Below are 23,292 nucleotides of genomic sequence, written 5' to 3' on the forward strand. Positions count from 1 at the left end.
TGTTCGCGGTGGCGTAGCAGGGGTTTCGCGGAGCCTGCTCCGCGCCTGCGCAGCGGTGTGCGCCTGCAAGCGCACACTCCTTGCACCGGCAGTTAGTGCTGTTCGCGATGGCGTAGCAGGGGTTTCGCGGAGCCTGCTCCGCGCCTGCGCAGCGGTGTGCGCTTGCAAGCGCACACTCCTTGCATCGCCTGACTTAGTGTTGTTCGCGATGCCGCAACACCACACGCTCGCTCGGATTGAAATGCCGCGCGAGCCGCTCGGCCATGTACACCGAGCGGTGCTGGCCGCCGGTGCAACCGATGGCGACCGTCAGGTAGCTGCGGTTGTCCGTCTTGAATGCCGGCAGCCACTTTTCGATGAAGGCACGGATATCGCTGAACATTTCTTCGGCGCTCGGCTGCGCGTCGAGGAAAGCAATCACGGGCGCATCGCGGCCGTTCAGCGGGCGCAGCGCCAGGTCGTAATACGGGTTCGGGATCGCGCGCACGTCGAATACGAAGTCCGCATCCTGCGGTACGCCCACCTTGAACGCGAACGACTCGAAGAACAGCGTCAGCGGCGCATTCTCGCTTTCGACCAGTTCCTTGATCCAGGCGCGCAGCTTGTTGGCGGAAATCTCCGAGGTGTCGATCACGTGGCCCAATTGCTCGATCGCGGACAGGCGCTCGCGTTCTTCGCCGATGCATTCGATCAGCGTGCGGCGTGCCGCCGGATTCTTCCCAGGATGCAGCTCGTGCGACAGTGGATGGCTGCGGCGCGTTTCCGAGAAACGCGCCACCAGCGAGTGGGTGCTCGCCGTGAGGAACATGATCTTCACGTCATGTCCCAGTTCGCGCAGCTGGCGTACGTCGGCCGGCAAGCTGGCCAGCGAAGCCGCGCTGCGGGCGTCGACCGCCACGGCCAGTGCCGGCGTGCCTTCCTCGGCCAGCGTGGCAACGAGATTGGCCAGCAAGGCTGGCGGCAAGTTATCTACACAGTAATAGCCGGTGTCTTCGAGTACGTTCAGGGCCACCGATTTGCCCGAGCCGGAAATGCCGGTAATAAGGACGATGCGCATGCGCGGATGATACCTTAAAACGGCAGCAAGAAGATGAGCGCTCAGCGTCGCCAGAAACGGTCGAGCAGAGGCGTCACGCTGGTACCGTGGATGACGATCGACAGCATGATGACGGCAACGGTGATGCCGGTCAGGCTGCGCGCCAGCGGCTCCGGCAAGCCGTGGTTGATCGCATACATCAGGTAGTACAGCGAACCGATCCCGCGCACTCCGAACCACGCAATGATCACGCGTGCCTGCATGCTGCCGCGGCCGAGCGCAATGAATACGCTAACGGGACGCGCCACGCAGAACAGGAACAGCGCCGTGGCCCAGCCCCGCCAGTCATCGATCCAGTACACCGCGGCGCCGCCCAGGAGCAACACCAGGGTCAGTTCCGACAGCCGTTCCAGGTGTTCCTTGAACAGCAGCGAGTTGGCGGAAATGGTGTCCTGCACCGGCTCGACACCCTTCTCGGTAACGATGGCCTTGCCGCAGCGCGCCGCGAGCGTCAGTTCGGTCTGGCGCAGTGCCACGCCGGCCGCGAATACGGCGAGGAATCCCCACGCGTCCACCGCTACGGTCAGTCCATAGGCCACGGCAATCAGGCCCAATCCCATCAGGTCGTCCAGTACTTCGTGCTGCGGCCGGTAGCGGCGCAGCGCATGGCTCACCCGTGCCAGGGCGGCACCGCAGGCGCTGCCGATCGCAATGCCGCCGATGGTGCCCCATAGCAGCTCCATGCCGAGCCAGTGCAGGCCATTCGGGCCCAGGTCGTGCAGGCCAAGCAGTCCGAGCCCCAGCATCACGAACGGGAAGGCGCTGCCATCGTTCATGCCGGCTTCGGAGCTCAGCGCAAAGCGCAACGGATCCTTGTCGCCGGCATGGCGCAGCTGCACGTCGCTCGCCAGCACGGGATCGGTCGGCGCGAGCGTGGCGCCAAGCAGCACGCCGGCGCCGATCGGCAAGTCCAGCACGTAGTATGCAAACAGCGTCATCAGCCCGACCGATATCGCCATCGCCAGCCATGCCAGGCGGATCGGCTGCGACCAGCGCGGGAGCGTCACGGGAACCGGCATCTTGATGCCCGCCGAAAACAGCGAAATCAGCACGGCCACTTCCGTCAGCACTTCGAGCAGCGGCGCTTCCACGAGTGGATCGAAGGAGAAAATACCCAGGCCGTGCGGCCCCACGACCAGGCCGACGGCGAGGTAGATCATCGCGGACGTGAAAGGGAGATGGGCGATCGGCGTTCCCCACAGCCCACGGGCCAGCATCAGGCAGCCGATCAGGAGGAACCACTGGAAAGTCGCCATGGAGAAGTTGCCGAAGACCGCAAGGCCCGATCTTACCGGTTTGCAGCACAGCGTGGCGCCAGCGACAGCCCGCCTGGACTACGTTGGAAAGAACGGGACTTCAGTCCCCGCTCATTGCCTGCCGTTGGTGGAGCAGTGTTTCACCGAGCATGCTCGGTGCTGCGGAACGGTGCGCGCTTGCAAGCGCGCACTCCTTGGCAACGTTGCAATGAAGGGGACTTCAGTCCCCGCTCATTGCCTGCCGTTGGTGGAGCAGGATTTCACCGAGCATGCTCGGTGCTGCGGAACGGTGCGCGCTTGCAAGCGCGCACTCCTTGGCAACGTTGCAATGAAGGGGACTTCAGTCCCCGCTCATTGCCTGCCGTTGGTGGAGCAGTGTTTCACCGAGCATGCTCGGTGCTGCGGAACGGTGCGCGCTTGCAAGCGCGCACTCCTTGGCAACGTTGCAATGAAGGGGACTTCAGTCCCCGCTCATTGCCTGCCGTTGCCGTTCCATGAACTCCTGCAGCGTGTCGATCCCGCGCAGTTGCAGAATGGTGTTCCGTACCGCGGCCTCGAGCAGCACGGCGATGTTGCGGCCGGCAGCAACGGGGATCACGACCTTGCGGATCGGCAGGCCCAGCACATCCTCGGTAGGAAACTGGAATGGCAGGCGCTCCACTTCTTCCTCGAGGGCGGAGCGGCGCACGAGATGGACGATCAGCTTCAGGCGCATCTTGCGGCGTACCGCGGTCTCGCCGAAGATCGCCTTGATGTCCAGCAGGCCCAGCCCGCGCACTTCGAGCAGGTTCTGCAGCAGGGGCGGGCAGCGGCCCTCGATCATGTTCGGCGCAATGCGCGAAAACTCGACGGCATCGTCGGCCACCAGGCCGTGGCTGCGGGAAATCAGTTCCAGGCCCAGTTCGCTCTTGCCCAGGCCGGAATCGCCGGTGATCAGCACGCCAACACCGAGCACGTCCATGAAAACACCGTGCATGATGATGCGTTGCGCCAGTTTCTTCGACAGGTACACGCGCAGGAAGTCGATCACCTGCGCGGCCGGAAGCGGCGTGGAAAACAGCGGAATATTCTTTTCGTCGCAGATCGCGAGAATGTCGGGCGGTGTTTCCAGCCCTTGCGCAACGATCAGCGCCGGCGGCCCGCCTGCGATCAGCTCGCCGATGACGTGGGCGCGCGTGAGCGCCTTGAGCCGGTGGTAATAGTTGATTTCCTGGTGTCCGAACACCTGGATGCGGCCCGGGTGAATCGTGTTCAGGTGGCCCACCTGGTCGGCGGCCGAGGCGGCGTCGCCAGAGATCGTGCGTTCGCCACCGGGAAAGCCGGCGAACCAGCCCAGCTGCAAAGATTCCCGATTGTCGTCGTAGAGGCGTTGAATCGTCAGGGGGTTTTGCAGCATGGACTTTTTTTATTGTGGAATAGGGCGATGCCCGGTTCAGCCCGCCGCCTGCAGGCTGGGCTGCCAGTCCACGATGCGGCGATACACGGACGTAGCGTCGGGATCGGTGGACAGCGCCTGGCGGAAACTATCGTCCGAGAACATTTCAGCGATCTCGGAAAGAATTTCCAGGTGCTGCTGCGTCACGTGATCGGGAATCAGCAGAAAGAACAGCAAATTGACAGGTTTGCCATCGGGCGATTCGAACGGAATCGGTTCGGCCAGCCGCACGAAGGCCGCCAGTGGCGACTTCAGGCTTTTCGCGCCCTTGACCCGGCCGTGGGGCACGGCCACGCCGTGTCCCAGGCCGGTCGAACCCAGCCGTTCGCGGGCAAACAGGTTGTCCGAAACGGTTGAGCGGGCGATACCGCAATTGTTTTCGAAAATCAGGCCCGCTTGCTCGAAAGCGCGCTTCTTGCTGGAGACTTCCAGGTCCAGTTGAACGTTCTCGGGCGAAAGGATTTTACTCAGGTTGTTCATAACGCGACGTAATTGGTGCGGCGCACAAAGGTGGCTGGCGAGCAGAATTATAGGCCTGTTTCTCCGCCGTGTAATCCGAAATTGCTCGCGCCGACAACGGCGCCTCGTTGCCGGGCCAGCTTGCCATGCACGCATTGAAAAGTGACCGGACCGGCAACAGGTGTGCGTGCGCTATTTCCACGTCAAAACAATGCCGGGTGCCGACATTTCAATCGCGTGGACCCGCATTGACCGATTATTGCGCGTTTCCAGCGATCGTGCCGCGGGGATCCTGAAGCTGAGCATACTCTCATTATGCTTGCTTTGCGCTGGCTCAATTATTGTCTTGCGTTGCGTAAATTCGACGGCCGGCCGGCCTTCGTGAAATTGCTGCGCCAGGGATTGATGTCCAGACCGCCACGACGGGTATAGCGTGCATATACCGTCAGGTGCGCCGGTTTGCAAGCGCGCAGGATGTCCACGAAGATCCGCTCGACGCATTGTTCATGGAACTCGTTATGCTCGCGAAAGCCGATCAGGTATTTCAACAGGCTTTCCTGGTCGATCTGCGGGCCCGAGTAGCTGATCTGAACGCTGCCCCAGTCCGGTTGGCCGGTGACCAGGCAATTCGATTTCAGCAGGTGCGATACGAGTGTTTCCTCGACCGGCAGCTCATCGAAGTTGGCTTTCAGGATCGATGGCTGCGGCGAGTAATGATCGACCTCGATGTCCAGGCGGTCCAGCAACAGGCCATCCAGCTCGCCCATCTTCAACGTGGCAAAGTCTTCCTGCATCGTCAGCACCACGTGCACGTTCGCGCCGGTGGCAGCGGACAGGTCCTGCTGCAGCAGGTCGCGCAGGGCTTCCGGGCCGCCCAGCCGCGTCTGGTTGAACGAATTCAGGTACAGCTTGAACGACTTCGACTCGACGATGTTCGGCGAATCGGCCGGCACCGTGATCCGTGCCACGGCGACCTGCGGCTTGCCGCGCATGTTCAGCCACGACAGCTCATAGGCATTCCAGATGTCGACACCGAAGAACGGCAGCGTGCCTGTCAGGCCGAGCTCGTCCCGCTTGCCGATACGCGGGATCGGGAACAGCAGCTCCGGCGCGTAATCGGTGCGGTAAGCGGAGTTCTTGCCGAGTGGAGAATGTTCGGGGGAGTTCGACATCGCGGGCCTTCAAAACGGGACAGCCTGCCATGGTAGCGCAAAATCCCGAAGCGGGAGACGCCTGGGCAGGCACGAAAAAAATCAGGGACGGACCCTGTTTTTCAGGAAACTCCAGAAACAGGCCGTCGATCCACCCAATTCCAGAAAGTTGCCCAGAAAACAGGGTCCGTCCCTATTTTGGGGGCCGTCCCTATTTTGCTGCCGGTGGGCGGTTACAGGAACATCTTGTAGACCGGGTTCTGCGTTTCGTCCCAGTACCGGTAGCCGAGCGTGGCGAGGAACTTGGCGAATTCGTCCATTTCTTCCGGCGGAACCTGCAGGCCGATCAGGATGCGGCCCACGTCGCCGCCCTGCGAGCGGTAATGGCACAGCGAGATGTTCCAGTTCGGTGCCATGCTGTCCAGGAAGCGCATCAGCGCGCCTGGGCGCTCGGGGAATTCGAAGCGGTACAGCAGTTCGTCCCGCGCCAGCGCGCTCTTGCCGCCCACCAGGTGGCGCAGGTGGGACTTGGCCAGTTCGTCGTGCGTCAGGTCCAGCGTGCGGAAATCGTGCTCCTCGAAACGGCGCGCCAGCGCGCTCGATTCGCCCCGGTCGGCGATCTGGACGCCGACGAAGACGTGGGCCTGTTCCTGGTCGCTGATCCGGTAGTTGAACTCGGTCACGTTGCGCGGCCCGATCAGGCCGCAGAAGCGCTTGAAGCTGCCGCGCTGTTCGGCCATCGTCACGGCAAACACGGCTTCGCGGAATTCGCCCAGCTCCGCGCGCTCGGCCACGAAGCGCAACCGGTCGAAGTTCATGTTGGCACCGGAGGTGACGGTGATCAGCGTCTCGTTGACGATCGGGTTCCTGGTCAGCGCGGCGCGTTCGATATAGGCCTTGGCGCCGGCCACGGCCAATGCGCCGGAAGGTTCCAGGATCGAGCGGGTGTCCGTGAACACGTCCTTGATCGCCGCGCAGATCGCATCCGTGTCGACGATGATCACATCGTCCACGTACTGCTGCGCGAGCCGGAATGTTTCCTCGCCGACCAGGCGTACCGCCGTACCGTCCGCGAACAGGCCCACGTCCGGCAGGGTCACGCGTTCGCCCGCCTTCAGGCTGCGCGCCATCGCATCGGCATCCATCGTTTCCACGCCGATGATGCGGATATCCGGCCGGATCTGCTTGATGTACGCGGCCACGCCCGAGATCAGGCCGCCGCCGCCGATCGCGATGAAGACCGCATGGATGGGGCCGGAATGCTGGCGCAGGATCTCCATGCCGATCGTGCCCTGGCCGGCGATCACGTCCGGATCGTCGAACGGGTGCACGAACGTCAGCTTCTGTTCCTTTTCCAGCGTCAGCGCATGGTGGTAGGCATCGGTATAGGACTCGCCGTGCAGCAGCACTTCCACGTTGTCGCCGCCACGCGCCTTGACCGCTTCGATCTTCAGCAGCGGCGTGGTGGTGGGCATCACGATCACGGCGCGGCAGCCCATGCGCGCGGCCGACAGCGCCACGCCCTGCGCGTGGTTGCCCGCTGAAGCGCAGATCACGCCGCGCTTCAGCTGCGTTTCCGACAGGTGCGCCATCTTGTTGTAGGCACCGCGAATCTTGAAGCTGAATACGTCCTGAATATCCTCGCGCTTGAAGTAAATGCGGTTCTGGCAGCGCTGCGACAGCGTCGGCGCCAGTTCCAGCGGCGTTTCGTGGGCAACGTCATAGACGCGCGCGGTAAGGATCTTCTTCAGGTAGTCGGTAGTCATGGTCTCAAGCGGAGTAAATCCAGGCGGATGGCGGGGGCGATGAAGCGGCGGTGGATAACCGGGATGTACCCGAACGAGTACAGGGTGCGCGGGGTGGTGCGGGCCTGTTCATTTGTGCGGGCTTGACATGGGTCGGATCATTATAATGGGAAGCTCCCGCTACCCGCCAAATCTTCATGATCGCCTTTGCATGATCGAAGCAACGTCGTCGAAACCCCGTTATCGCATCTCCATGGTTGAAACTGCATGATCGAGAGTGCCATCGCCTGGCTGCTGGCCTTCCTGGCGGCGCCGGAAGTCGGGTTGACGTCGGTCTTCATCATCGCATTCGTTTCCGCGACCCTCGTTCCCCTCGGCTCCGAACCTGCCGTCTTCGCTGTCTGCAAGGCCAACCCGGAATTGTTCTGGCCCGCGATCCTCGTGGCTACCTGCGGCAACACCCTGGGCGGCGTCGTCGACTACTGGATGGGCTATTACGCCAAGGCGGCTTTCGCGAAAGAGCGCGAAAGCCGCTGGTTCGCGTGGCTGTCGCACTATGGTGCGAAGACGATGCTGCTGTCCTGGCTGCCCGGCATCGGCGACCCGCTGTGCACGCTGGGGGGCTGGCTGAAACTGCCGTTCTGGCCCGCCGTCGGCTACATGGCCATCGGCAAATTCGCCCGCTACCTGACCATGACGGTCGCGCTGCTGTACATCCCCGATGGATTCTGGCGCTCGCTGGTGAATATGCTGGGTGGTTGAAACGCTACACTTTATTTTGCGCCAGTGTGATCGGCGCACACTTTTGACATTTTGACCTGCCATTTCTGCATGGAAATCGTCGATCCTCGGTGGTGGCCAAATAATATTTTGTCAGTTGACGTTAGCGGAACCCGGTAAAAAATAGGGGTGTTGGGGCGTGGTGCGCCGCAATAAGTTAAAATGGACCCCTTAGTGACCATCTCCAGCGTCTTCTGTATCCCCCACACATGAACGCACCAGCACACATCCAGGCCCTGCTCGCAGAATCGCCGGACGGCCACGCGCCGACCCGCGTCCGTGAAATCCCGTACAACTACACATCGTTCTCCGACCGCGAAATCGTCATCCGGCTGCTGGGCGAGGAATCGTGGCAACTGCTGGACGAACTGCGCAGTGCCCGCCAGACCGGCCGTTCCGCGCGCATGCTATACGAGGTGCTGGGCGATATCTGGGTCGTGCGCCGCAATCCGTACCTGCAGGACGACCTGCTGGATAACCCGAAGCGGCGCCAGGCGCTGATCGACGCGCTGCATCACCGTCTGTCCGAAGTGGACAAGCGCCGCATGGCCATCGATGCCGACGAAACGGGCGAAGCCGCCGCGAAACGTGCCGGCAGCGTCGAAAAGCTGCTGGCCGCCGCCAACAAGGCCGTGGCCGATTTCGGCGACGAATTCCGCCTGATGTATGACCTGCGCAAGCGCGCGGTCAAGGTGCTGGGCCGCTACACGGCCAAGCACAACATCCGCTTCGACGGCATGAAGCGCGTCTCGCACGTGACCGACGCCACCGACTGGCGCGTCGAATACCCGTTCGTCGTGCTCACGCCGGATGCGGAAGAGGAAATGGCCGGCCTCGTCAAGGGCTGTATCGAACTTGGCCTGACGATCATCCCGCGCGGCGGCGGCACCGGTTATACCGGCGGCGCAATCCCGCTGACGCCGTTGTCGGCCGTGATCAACACGGAAAAACTGCTGCGCATCGATCCGGTGGAGATGAAGGTGCTTCCTGGCCTCGATCGCGATTACGCTACCATCTACACCGAGGCAGGCGTGATCACGAACCAGGTGTCGGTCGCGGCTGAAAAAGCCGGCTTCGTGTTCGCGGTCGACCCCACGTCGGCGCACGCTTCCTGCATCGGCGGCAATATCGCGATGAACGCGGGCGGCAAGAAGGCCGTGCTGTGGGGTACCGCGCTGGACAACCTGGCATCGTGGCGCATGGTCGACCCGAACGGCGACTGGCTCGACGTCACGCGCCTGGACCACAACCTGTCGAAGATCCACGACACGCCGCTGGCCCGCTTCAAGCTCGAATGGACCCATCCGAACGCGAAGGGCGAAGCGAAAGGCGCGCCGTTCAAGACCGAGATCCTGGAAATCGCCGGCCGCAAGTTCCGCAAGGAAGGCCTGGGCAAGGACGTGACGGACAAGTTCCTGGCCGGCCTGCCGGGTATCCAGAAGGAAGGCTGCGACGGCCTGATCACGTCGGGGCGCTGGATCCTGCACAAGATGCCGAAGTTCACGCGCACCGTCTGCCTGGAGTTCTTCGGCCAGGCGCGCGATGCGATTCCTTCGATCGTCGAGATCAAGGATTACCTGGACGGCCTGCCCGCCAAGGGCGAACAGTTCGCCACGCTGCGCCTCGCCGGCCTGGAACACCTCGACGAGCGCTACCTGCGCGCCGTCGGCTACGCCACCAAGTCCAAGCGCGGCGTACTGCCGAAGATGGCCCTGTTCGGCGACATCGTCGGCGACAATGAAGATGCCGTGGCGCTGGCCGCTTCGGAAGTGGTGCGCCTGGCCAATACCCGCGTCGGCGAAGGCTTCGTTGCCGTCAGCCCGGAAGCGCGCAAGAAATTCTGGCTCGACCGCGCCCGTACCGCGGCGATCGCCAAGCACACCAACGCGTTCAAGATCAACGAGGACGTCGTCATCCCGCTGAACCGGATGGGCGAATACACGGACGGTATCGAGCGCATCAACGTCGAGCTGTCGATCAAGAACAAGCTGCAGCTGGCCGCCGCGCTGCGCGAGTACTTCGAAGCGGGCAACCTTGCGATCGGCAAGAGCGACGACGCATCCGAGGACGGCGTCGGCGATGCCGAAATGCTGGGCGACCGCCCGCAGCAGGCCCTGGCGCTGCTCGACCAGGTGCAGGAACGCTGGACGTTCATCCTGGCGAACCTGGACAAGCCGCTCGACACAGCGCGGCTCGAGCTGTACCAGCTCGGCCTGCAGGACCTGTCCGCGGCATTTGAAGAGCGGCTCCAGCGCCAGCCGGCGGCCACGCTGTTCGACGTGGTGCAGGACCGCACCGTGCGCATCAGCTGGAAACAGGAAATCCGCGCCGTGCTGCGCCAGATCTTCAATGGCGCCGCGTACAAGCCGATCCTCGACGAGGCGCAGGCGATTCACAAGAAGATCCTGCGCGGCCGCGTATTCGTGGCGCTGCACATGCATGCCGGCGACGGCAACGTGCACACCAACCTGCCGGTGAACTCGGATCATTACGAGATGCTGCAGGACGCGCACAAGGCCGTGGCCCGCATCATGACGCTGGCGCGTTCGCTGAACGGCGTGATCTCGGGCGAACACGGCATCGGCATCACGAAGCTGGAGTTCCTCACCGAAGATGAAATCGGCGAATTCCGCGACTACAAGCTGCGTGTCGATCCGGAAGGCCGCTTCAACAAGGGCAAGCTGCTGAACCTGCCCGGCATGGATGCGGACCTGCGCAATGCGTACACGCCGTCGTTCGGCCTGATGGGCCACGAATCGCTGATCATGCAGCAAAGCGATATCGGCGAGATCGCCAACAGCATCAAGGACTGCCTGCGCTGCGGCAAGTGCAAGCCGGTGTGCAACACGCACATCCCGCGCGCGAACCTGCTGTACTCGCCACGCGACAAGATCCTGGCGACGTCGGCGCTGATCGAGGCGTTCCTGTACGAGGAACAGACCCGCCGCGGCATCTCGATCCGCCACTGGGAAGAGTTCGAGGACGTGGCCGACCATTGCACCGTGTGCCACAAGTGCGAATCGCCATGCCCGGTGAACATCGACTTCGGCGACGTGTCGATGAACATGCGCAACCTGCTGCGCAAGATGGACAAGCGTTCGTTCAACCCGACCAAGGCGGCGACGATGTTCTTCCTGAACGCGACCGACCCGGGTACCGTCAACGCGGCGCGGCAGGCGATCGTCGGCGTCGGCGCCAAGGCGCAGCGCCTGGGTAACGAAGTGTTCAAGAAAGTGGCGCGCCAGCAGACCAAGGCACCGCCGCCGACCACGGGCAAGCCGCCGATCCGCGAGCAGATCATCCACTTCGTCAACAAGAAGATGCCGGGCAACCTGCCGAAGAAGACTGCGCGCGCGCTGCTGGACATCGAAGACAACAAGATGATCCCGATCATCCGCGATCCGAAGAAGACCAATGCCAACACGGAAGCGGTGTTCTACTTCCCGGGCTGCGGTTCGGAGCGGCTGTTCTCGCAGGTGGGCCTGGCCACCCAGGCCATGCTGTGGGAAGTGGGCGTGCAGACGGTGCTGCCGCCGGGCTACCTGTGCTGCGGTTATCCGCAGCGCGGCGCGGGCGACTACGACAAGGCCGAGAAGATGATGACGGATAACCGCGTCCTCTTCCACCGCATGGCCAATACGCTGAACTACCTGGACATCAAGACCGTGCTCGTGTCGTGCGGTACCTGCTATGACCAGCTGGCCACGTATGAATTCGAGAAGATCTTCCCCGGCTGCCGCATCATGGATATCCATGAATACCTGCTGGAGAAGGGCGTCAAGCTGGAAGGCGTGACCGGTACCCGCTACATGTACCACGATCCCTGCCACACGCCGATGAAGCTGCAGGACCCGATGAAGACCGTGAACGCCCTGGTGCAGACCCACGACTCGGTGAAGATCGAGAAGAACGACCGCTGCTGCGGCGAATCGGGCACGCTGGCCGTGGCGCGACCGGACATCTCCACCCAGGTGCGCTTCCGCAAGGAAGAGGAAATGGTCAAGGGCGCGGACAAGCTGCGTGCCGACGGCTTCGATGGCGACGTGAAGATCCTCACGAGCTGCCCGGCATGCTTCCAGGGCCTGTCGCGCTTCAACGAGGATTCGGGCACCACCGCCGACTACATCGTCGTGGAAATCGCCCGCCACCTGCTGGGCGAGAACTGGATGCCGGATTACGTGAAGCGTGCCAACGACGGCGGCATCGAACGCGTGCTGGTGTGACGGTGAACGGTGCGGTAAACAGCGCGGTAAACCGCGCGGCGGCCTGCGACCTGTGCACCCTGCTGGCGGCGCCCCCTGCGGGCGTCGTCATCTGGAGTGACGATGCGCTGTCCGTCGTCGCCGTCGACGAGCCGGGCTATCCCGGCTTCACGCGCGTGGTGTGGAATGCGCACGTGAAGGAGATGACGGATTTGTCTCCCGCGGACCGCGATCGCGTGATGCGCGCCGTGTGGGCGGTGGAAGCGGCGCAGCGCGACGTGCTCGCGCCGCACAAGGTCAACGTGGCCAGTTTCGGCAACATGACCCCCCACGTGCACTGGCATGTGATTCCCCGGTATGCGGACGATGCGCACTTCCCGAACCCCACGTGGGGCGCGCGCCAGCGCGATCCCTCCGCTGCCGCCGTTGCCGTGCGCACGGCGTTGCTGGCCGAGCTGCATGCCACGATCCGCGAACGCATGGCTGACGCATGAGCATGACGCATGGCGCCTGACGCCTGACGAATAACGCATCAAAACTGACCTGAGCTGATCCATCATGGCCAATCCCACCGCTATTACCCTGCATAACAAATCGCGCACCCTCGAAATCGCTTTCGACGACGGCGCGTCGTTCAACATCCCGTACGAGCTGCTGCGCGTCTATTCGCCATCGGCGGAAGTGCAGGGCCACGGCCCGGGACAGGAAACGCTGCAGGTCGGCAAGCGCGACGTCGGCATCACCGACCTCGAACCGGTCGGCCAATATGCGCTGAAGCCGATCTTCACCGACGGCCATGCCTCCGGCCTGTACACCTGGCAGTATCTGTACGACCTGGGTGCCAACCTGGACGCGCGCTGGCACGACTATATCGGCCGCCTGCACGCCGCCGGCTTCTTCGGCGATACCGGCCGCGAGCCGGGCGCCGTCCTGCACGGCACGGAGACCAAGGCCCACCACGGCTGCGGCCACCGGCACTGACCCATCCCCGCCGGCTGTACCGCTCGTCGGCAAGCTGTTGTAAAAAACTTGGGGACTGTCCCCCTGGAGGGGACTGTCCCCGCTGTTTCCCCGCTGTTGTTTAGCAACCAGCTCGGCAGTTAGGCTGGATGAGCCATCGATCCGCGCAAGTTATTGCAAAGCGAGATCGTTTCGGCAAGTTTTTGTTGCTGTGAGGCTACTTTTTGGTCCATTCCACCGGTGCGATATTGTGCGCACCTGAGCGTGGCAGGAGAATACTGTTCTCTGACCGCTGCGCTTTCCAGGAAGACCACATGCCCAAACTTACCGTTCGCTTCAGCCTGATGGCTGCGCTGTGCCTGTTTACCGTGATGATCGCGATCGGCGCCGCGCTTGGCGTGTTCATGATCAACCGCTCCAACAGCGCGTTGTCGCTGGTACAGGATATCGCCCTGGAAACGCAGGCGATCAATGACATCTACAAGGATGCCACGCGGGTTCGCTCCAGCCTCAATCGTGCCTACTCGGAATCGCGCGATGGCGGCCAGGCCGCGACCAATGGCAGCGCCCTCGGCAATGCCACCAATTACCTGGTCCGTACCCGCAAGGCGCTGGCCGACTTCGCTGCTGCGCCGCCATCCGCGGGGACCGATGCGCAGCTGCGCAACGACCTCATCGCGGCATCGACACGCATGCTCGATACGCTCGACGGCGGGATTGCCGCGCTGAAGGGCAACGACGTCGCAGGCTTTGCCACCATCAACAGCCGCGACCTGACGCCGCGCGGCGCCGAGATCTCGACGCTGCTCGAGAAATTCCAGAAAGAGAACACCGAACGGGGCGAAGCGCTGATGAAGGAGCGCAACGGCGAGTACCGCATGGTGCTGTGGCTCGTGGCGCTGGGCCTGGCCGGCGCGCTGGCCCTGGTCGTGGCCATGCACGTATTCCTGCGCAACCTCGTCATCGCACCGCTGGAGCGCGCCGTCGAACTGCTGGACGGCGTGGCGCACGGCGACCTGACCGCCCGTGTGGAAGCCCAGGGCAACAACGAGATCGACCGGCTGATGCGCGGCATCGCGAAAATGCAGCAAAGCCTGATCGACATGGTGTCGAACGTGCGCACCGGCGCGCAGGCGATCGGCACGGCCGCCAGCGAGGTGGCCATGGGCAACCAGGATCTGTCGTCGCGTACCGAAAGCCAGGCCAGCGCGCTGGAAGAAACCGCCGCCACGATGGAAGAACTGACCAGCACCGTGCAAAGCACCGCCGACAACACGATGCAGGCGCGCGAACTGGTCGAGGCAGCCTCCACGAAGGCGGCGGCGGGCGGTGCCGTGATGGGCCAGATGTCGGAAACGATGGCGGCGATCGACGCCTCGTCGCGCAAGGTGGTCGACATCATCGGCGTGATCGACGGTATCGCATTCCAGACCAACATCCTGGCGCTGAACGCGGCCGTGGAAGCGGCCCGCGCGGGCGAGCAGGGCCGCGGCTTCGCGGTGGTCGCTTCCGAAGTGCGCACGCTGGCCCAGCGCAGTGCCGCGGCAGCCAAGGAAATCAAGGCGCTGATCGCCGATTCCGTCGACAAGGTGGGTTCCGGCAGCATGCTGGCAACCCAGGCGGCGCAGGCCATGAACGAGATGGTGGCCAGCGTCGAGCGCGTGACCGGCATCGTTGTCGATATCGCTGAAGCGAGCCGCGAGCAGAGCAACGGCATCGCGCAGGTGAACCAGTCGATCACGCAGATGGATGAAGTCACGCAGCGCAATGCGGCGCTGGTCGAGGAAGCGGCCGCCGCCACGCAAGCCATGCAGCACGAGACGGAAAACCTGCTGGGCGCCGTCAGCGCCTTCAAGCTGTCGAACGATGTCGCTCATGCGCATGCGCATGTCCCGGCCCGTGCATCGGCGCCGGCACCTTCGAAGCCGGCGGTTGCCCTGCCGCGCATGGGTACGGCCACGAAGGCACCGCAGCCGCGCGCGCAGAAGCCGGCCGCCAGCAAGGCACCGGCCGCCGACGAATGGGAAGAGTTCTAACGCAGCGAGCCGGCAGCGCCAGGCCGCGCCGCCTTCCCGACCCCGGCGGCGCCCGGCCGCGCCGCCTTGCCGATTTCTGCAGCGCCAGGCCGCGCTGCCTTGCTAATCTCTGCCGCGCCAGGCTGCGCCGCCTTCACCACCTCCGCGGCGCCATTTACCGGCGCTGCCACGTCCACGCCTGCGTCGCGATCGTCACCGGCCGCGGAATCAGCTTCTCCCGGTAGAACAGGTCGGCCACCTTCTGCTGGTTGGCCACGATCGCCGCATTCACCGGCACCACGCCAGCCGTCTGCCGCGCCAGCCACGTGGCGATCACGTCCGGCGGCACGCCCACCTGTGGCGCCATCATCGCCACCATCTCCTGCCGGTGGGTATTGGCCCATTTGCCGGCCTTCGCGATCTCGTCCAGCAGCGTGGCCACGGCCTGCGGCGAGCGCTGCACGAACGCGCGCGACGCCAGGTAGAAGCCGTTGGCCTGCAACAGGCCGGTGTAGTCGGCCACTACGCGCGCGCCGTAGGCCTTCTGCGCGGCCGCCAGGTAGGGATCCCACACCACCCACGCATCGACGCTGCCGCCATCGAACGCCGCGCGCGCCTCGGAAGGGCCGAGGAAGATCGGCTTGACGTCGCGGATCGTCAGCCCGGCCTTGTCCAGTGCCGCCACCAGCAGCAGGTGCGAGCCGGATCCCTTGGCGAACGCGATGCGCTTGCCTTTCAGTTGCGCCACGGTGCGGATCGGCGACCCGGGCTTGACGATGATCGCTTCGCTGGCGACCGGTGGCGGCTCGGCGCCGACGTAGACGACGTCGATACCGGCAGCCTGCGCGAACACCGGCGGCGGCGCACCGGTGGTGCCGAAATCGATGCTGCCGGCGTTCAGCGCCTCTAGCATCTGCGGCCCGGCCGGGAATTCGATCCATTTCACCGCCGTGCCGGCCGGCGCGAATGCCTTTTCCACGGCACCCTGGCGCTTCAGCATCGTCAGCAGGCCGCCGCCTTTCTGGAAGCCGATCCGCAGCGTATCGGCCCGCGCGGGCATTGCCGCCAAGAGCAGCAGTGCAAGCAGTACAGTCAATATCTTCTTCATTGTCATTCCCATCTCAAGTACTCTCACGCTCGATCAGTTCGCACTCGAGCAAATTCAGCCGTGCCGGTTTCGGATCGGCCGGCAGTTCGCCCAGCGCCTGCAGGATGCGCTGCGCGGCGATTTCGCCGATCTCGCGGCCGGGCGGGCGGATCGTCGTCAGGCTGGGCAGCAGCAGGGGCGAAAACGCATAGTCGCCGAAGCCCATCAGCGCGCAGCGCTGCGGTACCTGCAGCCCCGCGCGCTGCGATGCCAGCAGGGCACCGGCGGCCAGGTTGTCGTTGGCGAAGATGATCGCGTCCGCCGCCTTCCGGTTTCCTTTCCGGCCGCGCGTCAGCGCCTCCAGCGCCTCGCGCCCCGCGTCGAACGGCGCCGCCTCGGTCGGCGCGTAAGTCCACGGTTCCAGGCCATGTTCCTCCAGCGTGGCTGCATAGCCGTCACGGCGGTCCAGCGCCGACAGGTCGCCGGCCACGCTGTTCTGCACGAAGGCGATGCGCCGGTAGCCTTTCGCCAGCAGGTGCCGCGCCGCCTGCACGCCCACCTCGCGGTTCGAATAGCCCACCTGGATCGGCTTGCGCCGCGGCGCGTAATCCCATGTCTCCACGACCGGAATGCCGGCCGCCGCCAGCAGCGCCTCGGTACCGCGCGTATGAAAGCGGCCCACCGTGGCCAGCGCGGCAGGCGACCAGCCGAGGAATGCGCGCACGGCGTTTTCCTCCTGCTCGGCCGAGAAGTAGCTCGATGCCAGCAGCACCTGGTAGCCGTGGCGGTTCAGCGTGTCGTTGAAACTCTGGATCGTGCTGGCGAAGATCGGCCCCGAGATGTTCGGCACCACCATGCCCACCACCTTGTTGTGGGCCGATGACAGGCCACCCGCGGCCAGGTTCGGCACGTATTTCAGCTGCGCGACCGCCGCATCGATCCGCGCGCCCAGTTCTTCCGACACGTAGCCGTTCTTCTTCAGGTAGCGCGAGACCGTGATCGACCCCACGCCGGCCAGTTTCGCCACGTCGTGAATCGTGGCGCGCCCGGAACCACGGCGTTTCCGCCGTTGCTCCGGCATATTCTCAAACGACATATCGATGCTCCATTTGATTCTTTGACTTCATTTTTGCGTTGGCCGACACTGCGACGGTATCGGTACCATAGAAAAAAGTCTAGCAGTCTTCGCATCGCGCACCAAGCTGGTTTTCCGCAGGTGCAGAACGGTTTTTCGCATATTGGGGATCTCATGAAACGGCAGCACAACAAGAAGAAACATCGGAACATCCATGCCGGCGTGGCCATCGGCCTGCTGCTCGGCGCGCGGCTCGCAGGCGCGGCCGAGCCAGCACCGGAAGCGGCGCCGGCACCGGAGCCGGCGGCGCAAGGCGAAGCGGTGATTGCCTCGGTCACGGTCACGGCAACGCGCCGCTCGGCATCGCTGCAATCGGTGCCGGTGGCGGTGTCGGTCGTCAGCGGCGAGCAGCTGGAACTGGCCAACCGCACCAGCATCGACACGGTGGTGCAGGAAATCCCCAGCGCCGCGTTCCGCCAGCAGGGCGGCAACAAGGACTCGACGCTGTTCGTTCGTGGCATCGGTACCATATCGACGTCGCCGGGCGTCGAACCCACAGTGTCGACCGTGGTCGACGGCGTCGTCTACGCACGGCCGGGCCAGGCCACGATCGACCTGCTGGACATCGACCGCATCGAAGTACTGCGCGGCCCGCAGGGCACGCTGTTCGGCAAGAACGCATCCTCCGGCGTATTGAACATCGTCAGCCGCACGCCATCGGAGCAGTTGACCGGCTACGTGGATGCCTCCGCCTACACCGGGCACGAAAAGCGCGTACGGGCCGGTATCAGCGGCGCCTTGCAGCCGGGCGTGCTGCGCGCGTCGATCAATGCGGCGTACGCGGACTACGACGGCAACATCGAGAACGTGCATGCCGGTGGCGGCCAGGTCAACGGCTACGAGCGCCGCGGCGTGCGCGGCCGGCTGGACATCACGCCGAACGCCGACACCGATATTTCGCTGATCGCCGACTACCTGAAGTCGGAAAGCTCGCCCACGCAGGCCCCTTACCGGCAGACCAGCGCGCCGTTCGCGCAGGCGCTGCTGCCGGTCGTCGCCGGCACCGAAAACCGGCAGGTCAATGTCGACCTGCCCAACGCGATCGACGATACCAACAAGGGCGTCTCCGCGCAGGTGAACTGGCGCCGCAACGGCTACACGCTGACATCGATCACCGCGTGGCGTGCCTGGGACAACGCGCAGCACACCACCACTTCGCCGATCGGCAACAGCGCCGAGGTGGCGCGCATCACGAGCGCTTATCCGGCCACGCGCGACATCGGCACGCTGGAGTTCACGCAGGCGTCGCAGGAGCTGCGCCTCGCCTCGCCGCGGATTGCCCTGTCGTCCGCCGGCGCATCTTCAATCGACTACGTGGCGGGGCTCTTCTACCTGCATGGCAAGGACCGCGAAACCTATCAAAGGATCGTCACCACGGCCGCCACGAACAGCGGACGTGCCGACTATGGCGTCGAGAGCGACAGCTATTCGGCGTTCGGCGAGGGCACATTGCACATCAGCCCGTCGTGGCGTGCGATCGCCGGGGCGCGCTGGACGCGCGACAAGCTGTCGTACGATCACGTGCGCACGTCCACGCAAGCCACCGCGTTCCCCGGTGTGCAGCCGGGCACGCGCAGCGACGGCAGCACCGATGAGGATGGCTGGTCGGGCCGCCTCGGCCTGCAGCACGATTTCTCGCCGGCCGTGACGGCATACGGCACCTGGTCGCGCGGCTACAAGGGCCCGGCCTACAATGTGTTCTTCAACATGCTGGCGCGCGATACGCTGGCGCTGGCACCGGAAACGTCGAGCTCCTTCGAACTGGGCGTGAAGACTTCCGCGTTCAACCGCAGGCTGACCGCCAACGTGGCGCTGTTCCACACCGATTATTCCAACTACCAGGCCAATTTTTATGACACGGTGGCCGGTGCGGTCGTGACGCGGCTCGTCAATGCCGGCGACGTCTCCACGCGCGGCGTGGAACTGGACGTGACAGCGCGGCCGACGCCGCAGCTGACGCTGACCGGCGCCTTTGCCTGGACCGATGCGCAGGTGGATGCGTTCAATTGCCCGCCGGCCGCCGCCGCATCGTGCAACCTGAACGGCAAGACGCTGCCGTTCGCGCCGCGCTTCAAGGGTTTCCTGCGCGGTGCCTACCACGTGCCGCTGGCCAGCGGCCACGAGGTCAACCTGAATCTCGACTACACCTACCAGAGCCGCACGCAATTCGACCTGTTCCAGTCGCCGGACGCGATCCAGCCGGGTTACGGCATCGTCAACGCGGCGATCGAACTGGCACAGCCGGCCGCCGGCTGGCGCGTTGCGCTGGTGGGCAAGAACCTCGCCGACAAGTCGTATGCGACGAACCTCGTCACCGGTACCGGCACCGTGCACCGCGGCGTGCCGCGCGACGACAGCCGCTACTTCGGCATCACCGCGCGCAAGGAGTTCTGATGGCGCACGCACGCACGAGACAGCTCAGCCTGACAGCCTTCCTGATGCGTTACGGCCACCACGTGGCCGCATGGCGGCATCCCGATACCGATCTTGCATCCTCGCCGTACGAGGTCTATCGCGACGTGGTGCAAAGCGCCGAGCGCGCCTGCCTGGACGCCGTCTTCCTGGCCGACAGCGTGGCGCTGACGGGCGCGCCGTCGGTCGAGCCGGTAACGCTGCTGTCGGCGCTGGCCGCCGTGACCAGCCGCATCGGCCTGATCGCCACGGCCACCACCACGTACAACGAGCCGTACACGGTGGCGCGGCAGTTCGCCTCGCTCGACAGTATCTCGAACGGGCGCGCGGGCTGGAACCTCGTCACTTCCGATAACGCGGCCGAAGCCGCCAACTTCGGGCGCGAACGGCATGTCGACCATGCCGTTCGCTATGCCCGGGCCCGCGAGTTCCACGCGGTGGTGGACGGCTTGTGGCAGGGCTGGGAGGAGGGCGCCTTCGTCAACGACAAGGCCGGTGGCCGCCTGCTCGACGCGTCGAAGGTGCGCCGGCTGGATTACCGTGGCGAGCATTTTTCGGTATCCGGTCCGCTGAACGTGCCGCCCAGCCCGCAGGGCAAGCCGGTGGTCGTGCAGGCGGGCAGTTCGGAAACAGGGCGCGAGCTGGCCGCGGCCACGGCGGACGTGGTGTTTACGGCGCAGGCAACGCTGGCGGACGCGCAGGTGTTTTACCGCGACATGAAGGAAAGGGTGGCGCGGCATGGCCGCGCGCCGGACAGCCTGCGTGTCACGCCGGGCATCTTCGCCATCGTCGGCACCTCGGAGCAGGAAGCGCAGGACAAGTTCGGCCTGCTGCAGAGCCTGATCGAGCCGGCGGCCGGCCTGGCGCTGCTGGGGCGCATGATCGGCAATTTCGACCTGTCCGGCTATCCGCTCGACGGTCCGCTACCGGACTTGCCGGTCACGCAGGATGGCCAGCGCAGCCGCCAGCAATTGCTGACGGCGATCGCGCAGGGAGAGGACCTGACGATCCGCCAACTGTACCAGCGCATCGCGGGCGGGCGCGGCCATTTCACCGTGATCGGCACGGCGGAGCAGGTGGCGGACCAGATGCAGGCATGGTTCGAAGGCGGCGCGGCGGATGGCTTCAACCTGATGCCGCCAACCTTGCCGGGCGGCCTGGATGACGTGCTGCGGCTGGTCGTGCCGGAACTGCAACGGCGCGGATTGTTCCGCACCCGTTACGAAGGCACCACCTTGCGCAGCCACCTGGGGCTGCAGGAAGCAGGGCATCGGGATGCCCTGTAAAAACCAGCATGACTGCGCAGAATCGATTACGCAGAATCGACTACGCTGAGTCGACGGCGCTTAGTTGACCGCGTTGGTGCGGCGGCGCTGCACGTATTCTTCGTAGCGGCGCTGCTCGCGTTCCCAGATGTAGCGGAAGGCGGCGCGGGCGGCCGGCGGCAACGTACGGATCGCCTCGGCATTGAACGGCATCGGTGCGGGCGGCTTGCCACCCTGGGCGCGGCGCGCCTGCGCATCCGTTGCGTCGATCATCTGGCGGGTTGCCTCATCGATCTCCGGAAAATAAATATCCTTGGGGAGTTGATGTTGAAGCTCCATTGTCTTCCTCCGTAATCAGTAGACAGATGCCGTGTCGAAGAGACCGGCTTGTCCGCTTAACGCGGCCTTGCAAAGGCCCGTTGACACGATTTTGAAAAAGTGTTGGAAATTGACAATTGTGCAAGGAGTGTGGAGCTGGCGCTACCCGCAGGATGACGCTTGTATAATGCCGGGAGATCAACCCGTCCCACCGTACTCACCGCACCTACGCTAATGACCAACACCACCCATTTCGGTTACAAGACCGTCAACGAGGATGAGAAAGTAAAGGAAGTCGCCAAGGTCTTCCATTCCGTCGCCGCCAAGTACGACGTGATGAACGACCTGATGTCCGGCGGCCTGCACCGCATCTGGAAGACGTTCACCATTGCCAATGCGGGCGTGCGCCCCGGCATGAAGGTGCTGGACATTGCCGGCGGCACGGGCGACCTGGCCAAGGCATTCGCGAAGCAGGCGGGGCCAACCGGCGAGGTGTGGCTGACGGACATTAACGAATCGATGCTCCGCGTGGGCCGCGACCGGCTCTTGAACAAGGGCCTCGTGACCCCCACCTTGTTGTGCGATGCGGAGAAGCTGCCGTTCCCGGACAATTATTTCGACCGCGTCAGCGTGGCTTTCGGTTTACGCAACATGACGCACAAGGACCAGGCGCTGGCGGAAATGCGCCGCGTGCTCAAGCCCGGCGGAAAACTGCTGGTGCTGGAGTTCTCGAAGGTGGCCGAGCCACTGCAAAAACCGTACGACCTGTATTCGTTCTCGGTGCTGCCATGGCTGGGCAAGCGGATCGCCAACGATTCGGAAAGCTATCGTTACCTCGCCGAATCGATCCGCATGCATCCCGACCAGGAAACGCTGAAGACGATGATGCAGGCGGCAGGGCTGGAGCGGGTCCAGTATTACAACCTGACGGCAGGTGTGGCCGCTTTACACACCGGCATCAAACTGTAATTTACTTTAGGACAGAGCCATGAAACTGAAAAAACTCCTCGTTGGCGCTACCCTCGCGCTGGCCGCCATCTCGATGACGGCGGAGCTTGCCGCACGCCCGATGGGCGGTGGCAAATCGTTCGGCCGCCAGTCGCAGAACGTGAAAAACATGGCGCCGCGCCAGGCGCAGCCAACCACGCCGCAGCAACAGAATGCGGCACGTCCCGCCAACCAGCCGGCGCCGGCGCCGGCCGTGCCGGCCAAGCGGCCGAGCATGTGGAAAGGCATCCTCGGCGGCGCACTGCTGGGCCTGGGCCTGGGCGCGCTGCTGTCGCACCTGGGCATCGGTGGCGCGCTGGCCAGCGCGATCGGCACGATCCTCACGTTCGCGCTGATCGCCGCCGCCATCTTCTTCATCTGGCGCCTGATCAAGGGCAAGTCGCAGGCTAACCGTCCGCAGCCGGCCAGCGCCTACGCGGGCGGCTTCGGTGGCAACGGTGGCGGCAACGGTAACTTCAGCAACCCCGCTCCGCAGGGTGGTTCGTCCACGCCGGAAATCGGTTCGCGCCTGCAGCCGTCGTCGGGCATCGACCTGAACAAGCCAGTATCGAACCTGCAGCAGCCGCACCAGCAATGGGGCGTGCCCGCCGATTTCGACCAGGCCGCGTTCCTGCGCCACGCCAAGGGTAACTTCATCCGCCTGCAGGCCGCCTGGGACAAGAGCGACGTGAACGACATCCGCGAATTCACCACGCCGGAAGTGTTTGCCGAACTGCGCCTGCAGATCCAGGAACGCAACGGCAAGGCCGACTATACGGACGTGGTGGAACTCGAAGCCGAACTGCTGGGCATCGAGAACACCGGTACGGAATACGTGGCTTCCGTGCAGTTCTCCGGCCGCAGCAAGCCGGCCCCGGATGCGCTGCCGGAACCGCTGAATGAAGTGTGGAACTTGGTCAAACCGGTCAACGGCAACGGTGGCTGGCTGCTGGGCGGTATCCAGCAGGTCGCTTAAGCCGGTTCGTTAA

General features: G+C 64.3%; 18 protein-coding genes. 9 read left to right on the forward strand and 9 right to left on the reverse strand.

Annotated features, from left to right (window positions below; all coding sequences use genetic code 11):
- Nucleotides 1–193 precede the first annotated feature (193 nt).
- The 6 genes from rapZ to ilvA all read right to left on the reverse strand — a co-directional run bounded on the left by rapZ (nt 194) and on the right by ilvA (nt 7,163).
- Nucleotides 194–1,057 (reverse strand): RNase adapter RapZ, encoded by an 864-nt coding sequence (gene rapZ, locus FHS02_RS18370; protein ID WP_137315799.1) that lies wholly within the window; start codon nt 1,055–1,057, stop codon nt 194–196.
- Nucleotides 1,058–1,098: 41 nt separating this feature from the next.
- Nucleotides 1,099–2,352, reverse strand: a complete 1,254-nt coding sequence (locus tag FHS02_RS18375; protein ID WP_137315800.1) for a cation:proton antiporter — start codon at nt 2,350–2,352, stop codon at nt 1,099–1,101.
- Nucleotides 2,353–2,812: 460 nt separating this feature from the next.
- The gene (hprK, locus tag FHS02_RS18380) at nt 2,813–3,748 is read right to left on the reverse strand and encodes an HPr(Ser) kinase/phosphatase (protein ID WP_130186459.1); all 936 of its coding nucleotides are present in this window, start codon (nt 3,746–3,748) and stop codon (nt 2,813–2,815) included.
- 36 nt (nt 3,749–3,784) lie between these two features.
- Nucleotides 3,785–4,267, reverse strand: coding sequence for a PTS sugar transporter subunit IIA (locus tag FHS02_RS18385; RefSeq protein WP_137315801.1), 483 nt, complete (start codon nt 4,265–4,267; stop codon nt 3,785–3,787).
- A 317-nt stretch (nt 4,268–4,584) separates the two neighbouring features.
- Nucleotides 4,585–5,418: an NADPH-dependent 7-cyano-7-deazaguanine reductase QueF gene (gene queF, locus FHS02_RS18390; RefSeq protein WP_137315802.1), complete on the reverse strand. Its 834-nt coding sequence runs from the start codon at nt 5,416–5,418 to the stop codon at nt 4,585–4,587.
- Between the two features lie 212 nt (nt 5,419–5,630).
- Nucleotides 5,631–7,163 carry a threonine ammonia-lyase, biosynthetic gene (gene ilvA / locus FHS02_RS18395; protein ID WP_137315803.1) on the reverse strand — a complete coding sequence of 511 codons (1,533 nt, stop codon included), beginning with the start codon at nt 7,161–7,163 and terminating at the stop codon, nt 5,631–5,633.
- A 246-nt stretch (nt 7,164–7,409) separates the two neighbouring features.
- On the opposite strand from ilvA, the gene FHS02_RS18400 reads away from it, so the two are divergent.
- The 5 genes from FHS02_RS18400 (at nt 7,410) to FHS02_RS18420 (ending at nt 15,120) form a co-directional block, all read left to right on the forward strand.
- On the forward strand, nt 7,410–7,904 hold the full coding sequence (locus tag FHS02_RS18400; RefSeq protein WP_137315804.1) for a YqaA family protein: 495 nt from the start codon (nt 7,410–7,412) through the stop codon (nt 7,902–7,904).
- Nucleotides 7,905–8,131: 227 nt separating this feature from the next.
- Nucleotides 8,132–12,145, forward strand: coding sequence for a DUF3683 domain-containing protein (locus tag FHS02_RS18405; RefSeq protein WP_137315805.1), 4,014 nt, complete (start codon nt 8,132–8,134; stop codon nt 12,143–12,145).
- Nucleotides 12,146–12,147: 2 nt separating this feature from the next.
- A complete protein-coding gene (locus FHS02_RS18410) occupies nt 12,148–12,618 on the forward strand; it encodes an HIT family protein (protein WP_371861431.1) in 471 nt (156 codons plus the stop codon).
- A gap of 64 nt (nt 12,619–12,682) precedes the next feature.
- Nucleotides 12,683–13,105 (forward strand): gamma-butyrobetaine hydroxylase family protein, encoded by a 423-nt coding sequence (locus FHS02_RS18415; protein ID WP_137315806.1) that lies wholly within the window; start codon nt 12,683–12,685, stop codon nt 13,103–13,105.
- A gap of 293 nt (nt 13,106–13,398) precedes the next feature.
- Nucleotides 13,399–15,120, forward strand: coding sequence for a methyl-accepting chemotaxis protein (locus FHS02_RS18420; RefSeq protein WP_137315807.1), 1,722 nt, complete (start codon nt 13,399–13,401; stop codon nt 15,118–15,120).
- Nucleotides 15,121–15,274: 154 nt separating this feature from the next.
- Here the strand turns inward: FHS02_RS18420 and FHS02_RS18425 are convergent, their stop codons facing one another.
- On the reverse strand, nt 15,275–16,207 hold the full coding sequence (locus tag FHS02_RS18425) for a sulfonate ABC transporter substrate-binding protein (protein ID WP_137315808.1): 933 nt from the start codon (nt 16,205–16,207) through the stop codon (nt 15,275–15,277).
- A gap of 13 nt (nt 16,208–16,220) precedes the next feature.
- Nucleotides 16,221–17,282: a LacI family DNA-binding transcriptional regulator gene (locus FHS02_RS18430; RefSeq protein ID WP_217496849.1), complete on the reverse strand. Its 1,062-nt coding sequence runs from the start codon at nt 17,280–17,282 to the stop codon at nt 16,221–16,223.
- 153 nt (nt 17,283–17,435) lie between these two features.
- On the opposite strand from FHS02_RS18430, the gene FHS02_RS18435 reads away from it, so the two are divergent.
- Nucleotides 17,436–19,715, forward strand: coding sequence for a TonB-dependent receptor (locus FHS02_RS18435; RefSeq protein ID WP_137315809.1), 2,280 nt, complete (start codon nt 17,436–17,438; stop codon nt 19,713–19,715).
- A complete protein-coding gene (locus FHS02_RS18440) occupies nt 19,715–21,019 on the forward strand; it encodes an LLM class flavin-dependent oxidoreductase (RefSeq protein ID WP_137315810.1) in 1,305 nt (434 codons plus the stop codon). The genes FHS02_RS18435 and FHS02_RS18440 overlap by 1 nt, the downstream gene beginning before the upstream one ends.
- A gap of 60 nt (nt 21,020–21,079) precedes the next feature.
- Here the strand turns inward: FHS02_RS18440 and FHS02_RS18445 are convergent, their stop codons facing one another.
- A complete protein-coding gene (locus FHS02_RS18445; protein WP_137315811.1) occupies nt 21,080–21,337 on the reverse strand; it encodes a hypothetical protein in 258 nt (85 codons plus the stop codon).
- A gap of 213 nt (nt 21,338–21,550) precedes the next feature.
- On the opposite strand from FHS02_RS18445, the gene ubiE reads away from it, so the two are divergent.
- Nucleotides 21,551–22,285, forward strand: a complete 735-nt coding sequence (gene ubiE, locus FHS02_RS18450; protein ID WP_131148006.1) for a bifunctional demethylmenaquinone methyltransferase/2-methoxy-6-polyprenyl-1,4-benzoquinol methylase UbiE — start codon at nt 21,551–21,553, stop codon at nt 22,283–22,285.
- Nucleotides 22,286–22,304: 19 nt separating this feature from the next.
- On the forward strand, nt 22,305–23,279 hold the full coding sequence (locus FHS02_RS18455) for a Tim44 domain-containing protein (RefSeq protein WP_137315812.1): 975 nt from the start codon (nt 22,305–22,307) through the stop codon (nt 23,277–23,279).
- Nucleotides 23,280–23,292: the final 13 nt, after the last annotated feature.

Origin of the sequence: Pseudoduganella umbonata (assembly GCF_014192225.1) — a bacterium.
Classification (GTDB): domain Bacteria; phylum Pseudomonadota; class Gammaproteobacteria; order Burkholderiales; family Burkholderiaceae_D; genus Rugamonas; species Rugamonas umbonata.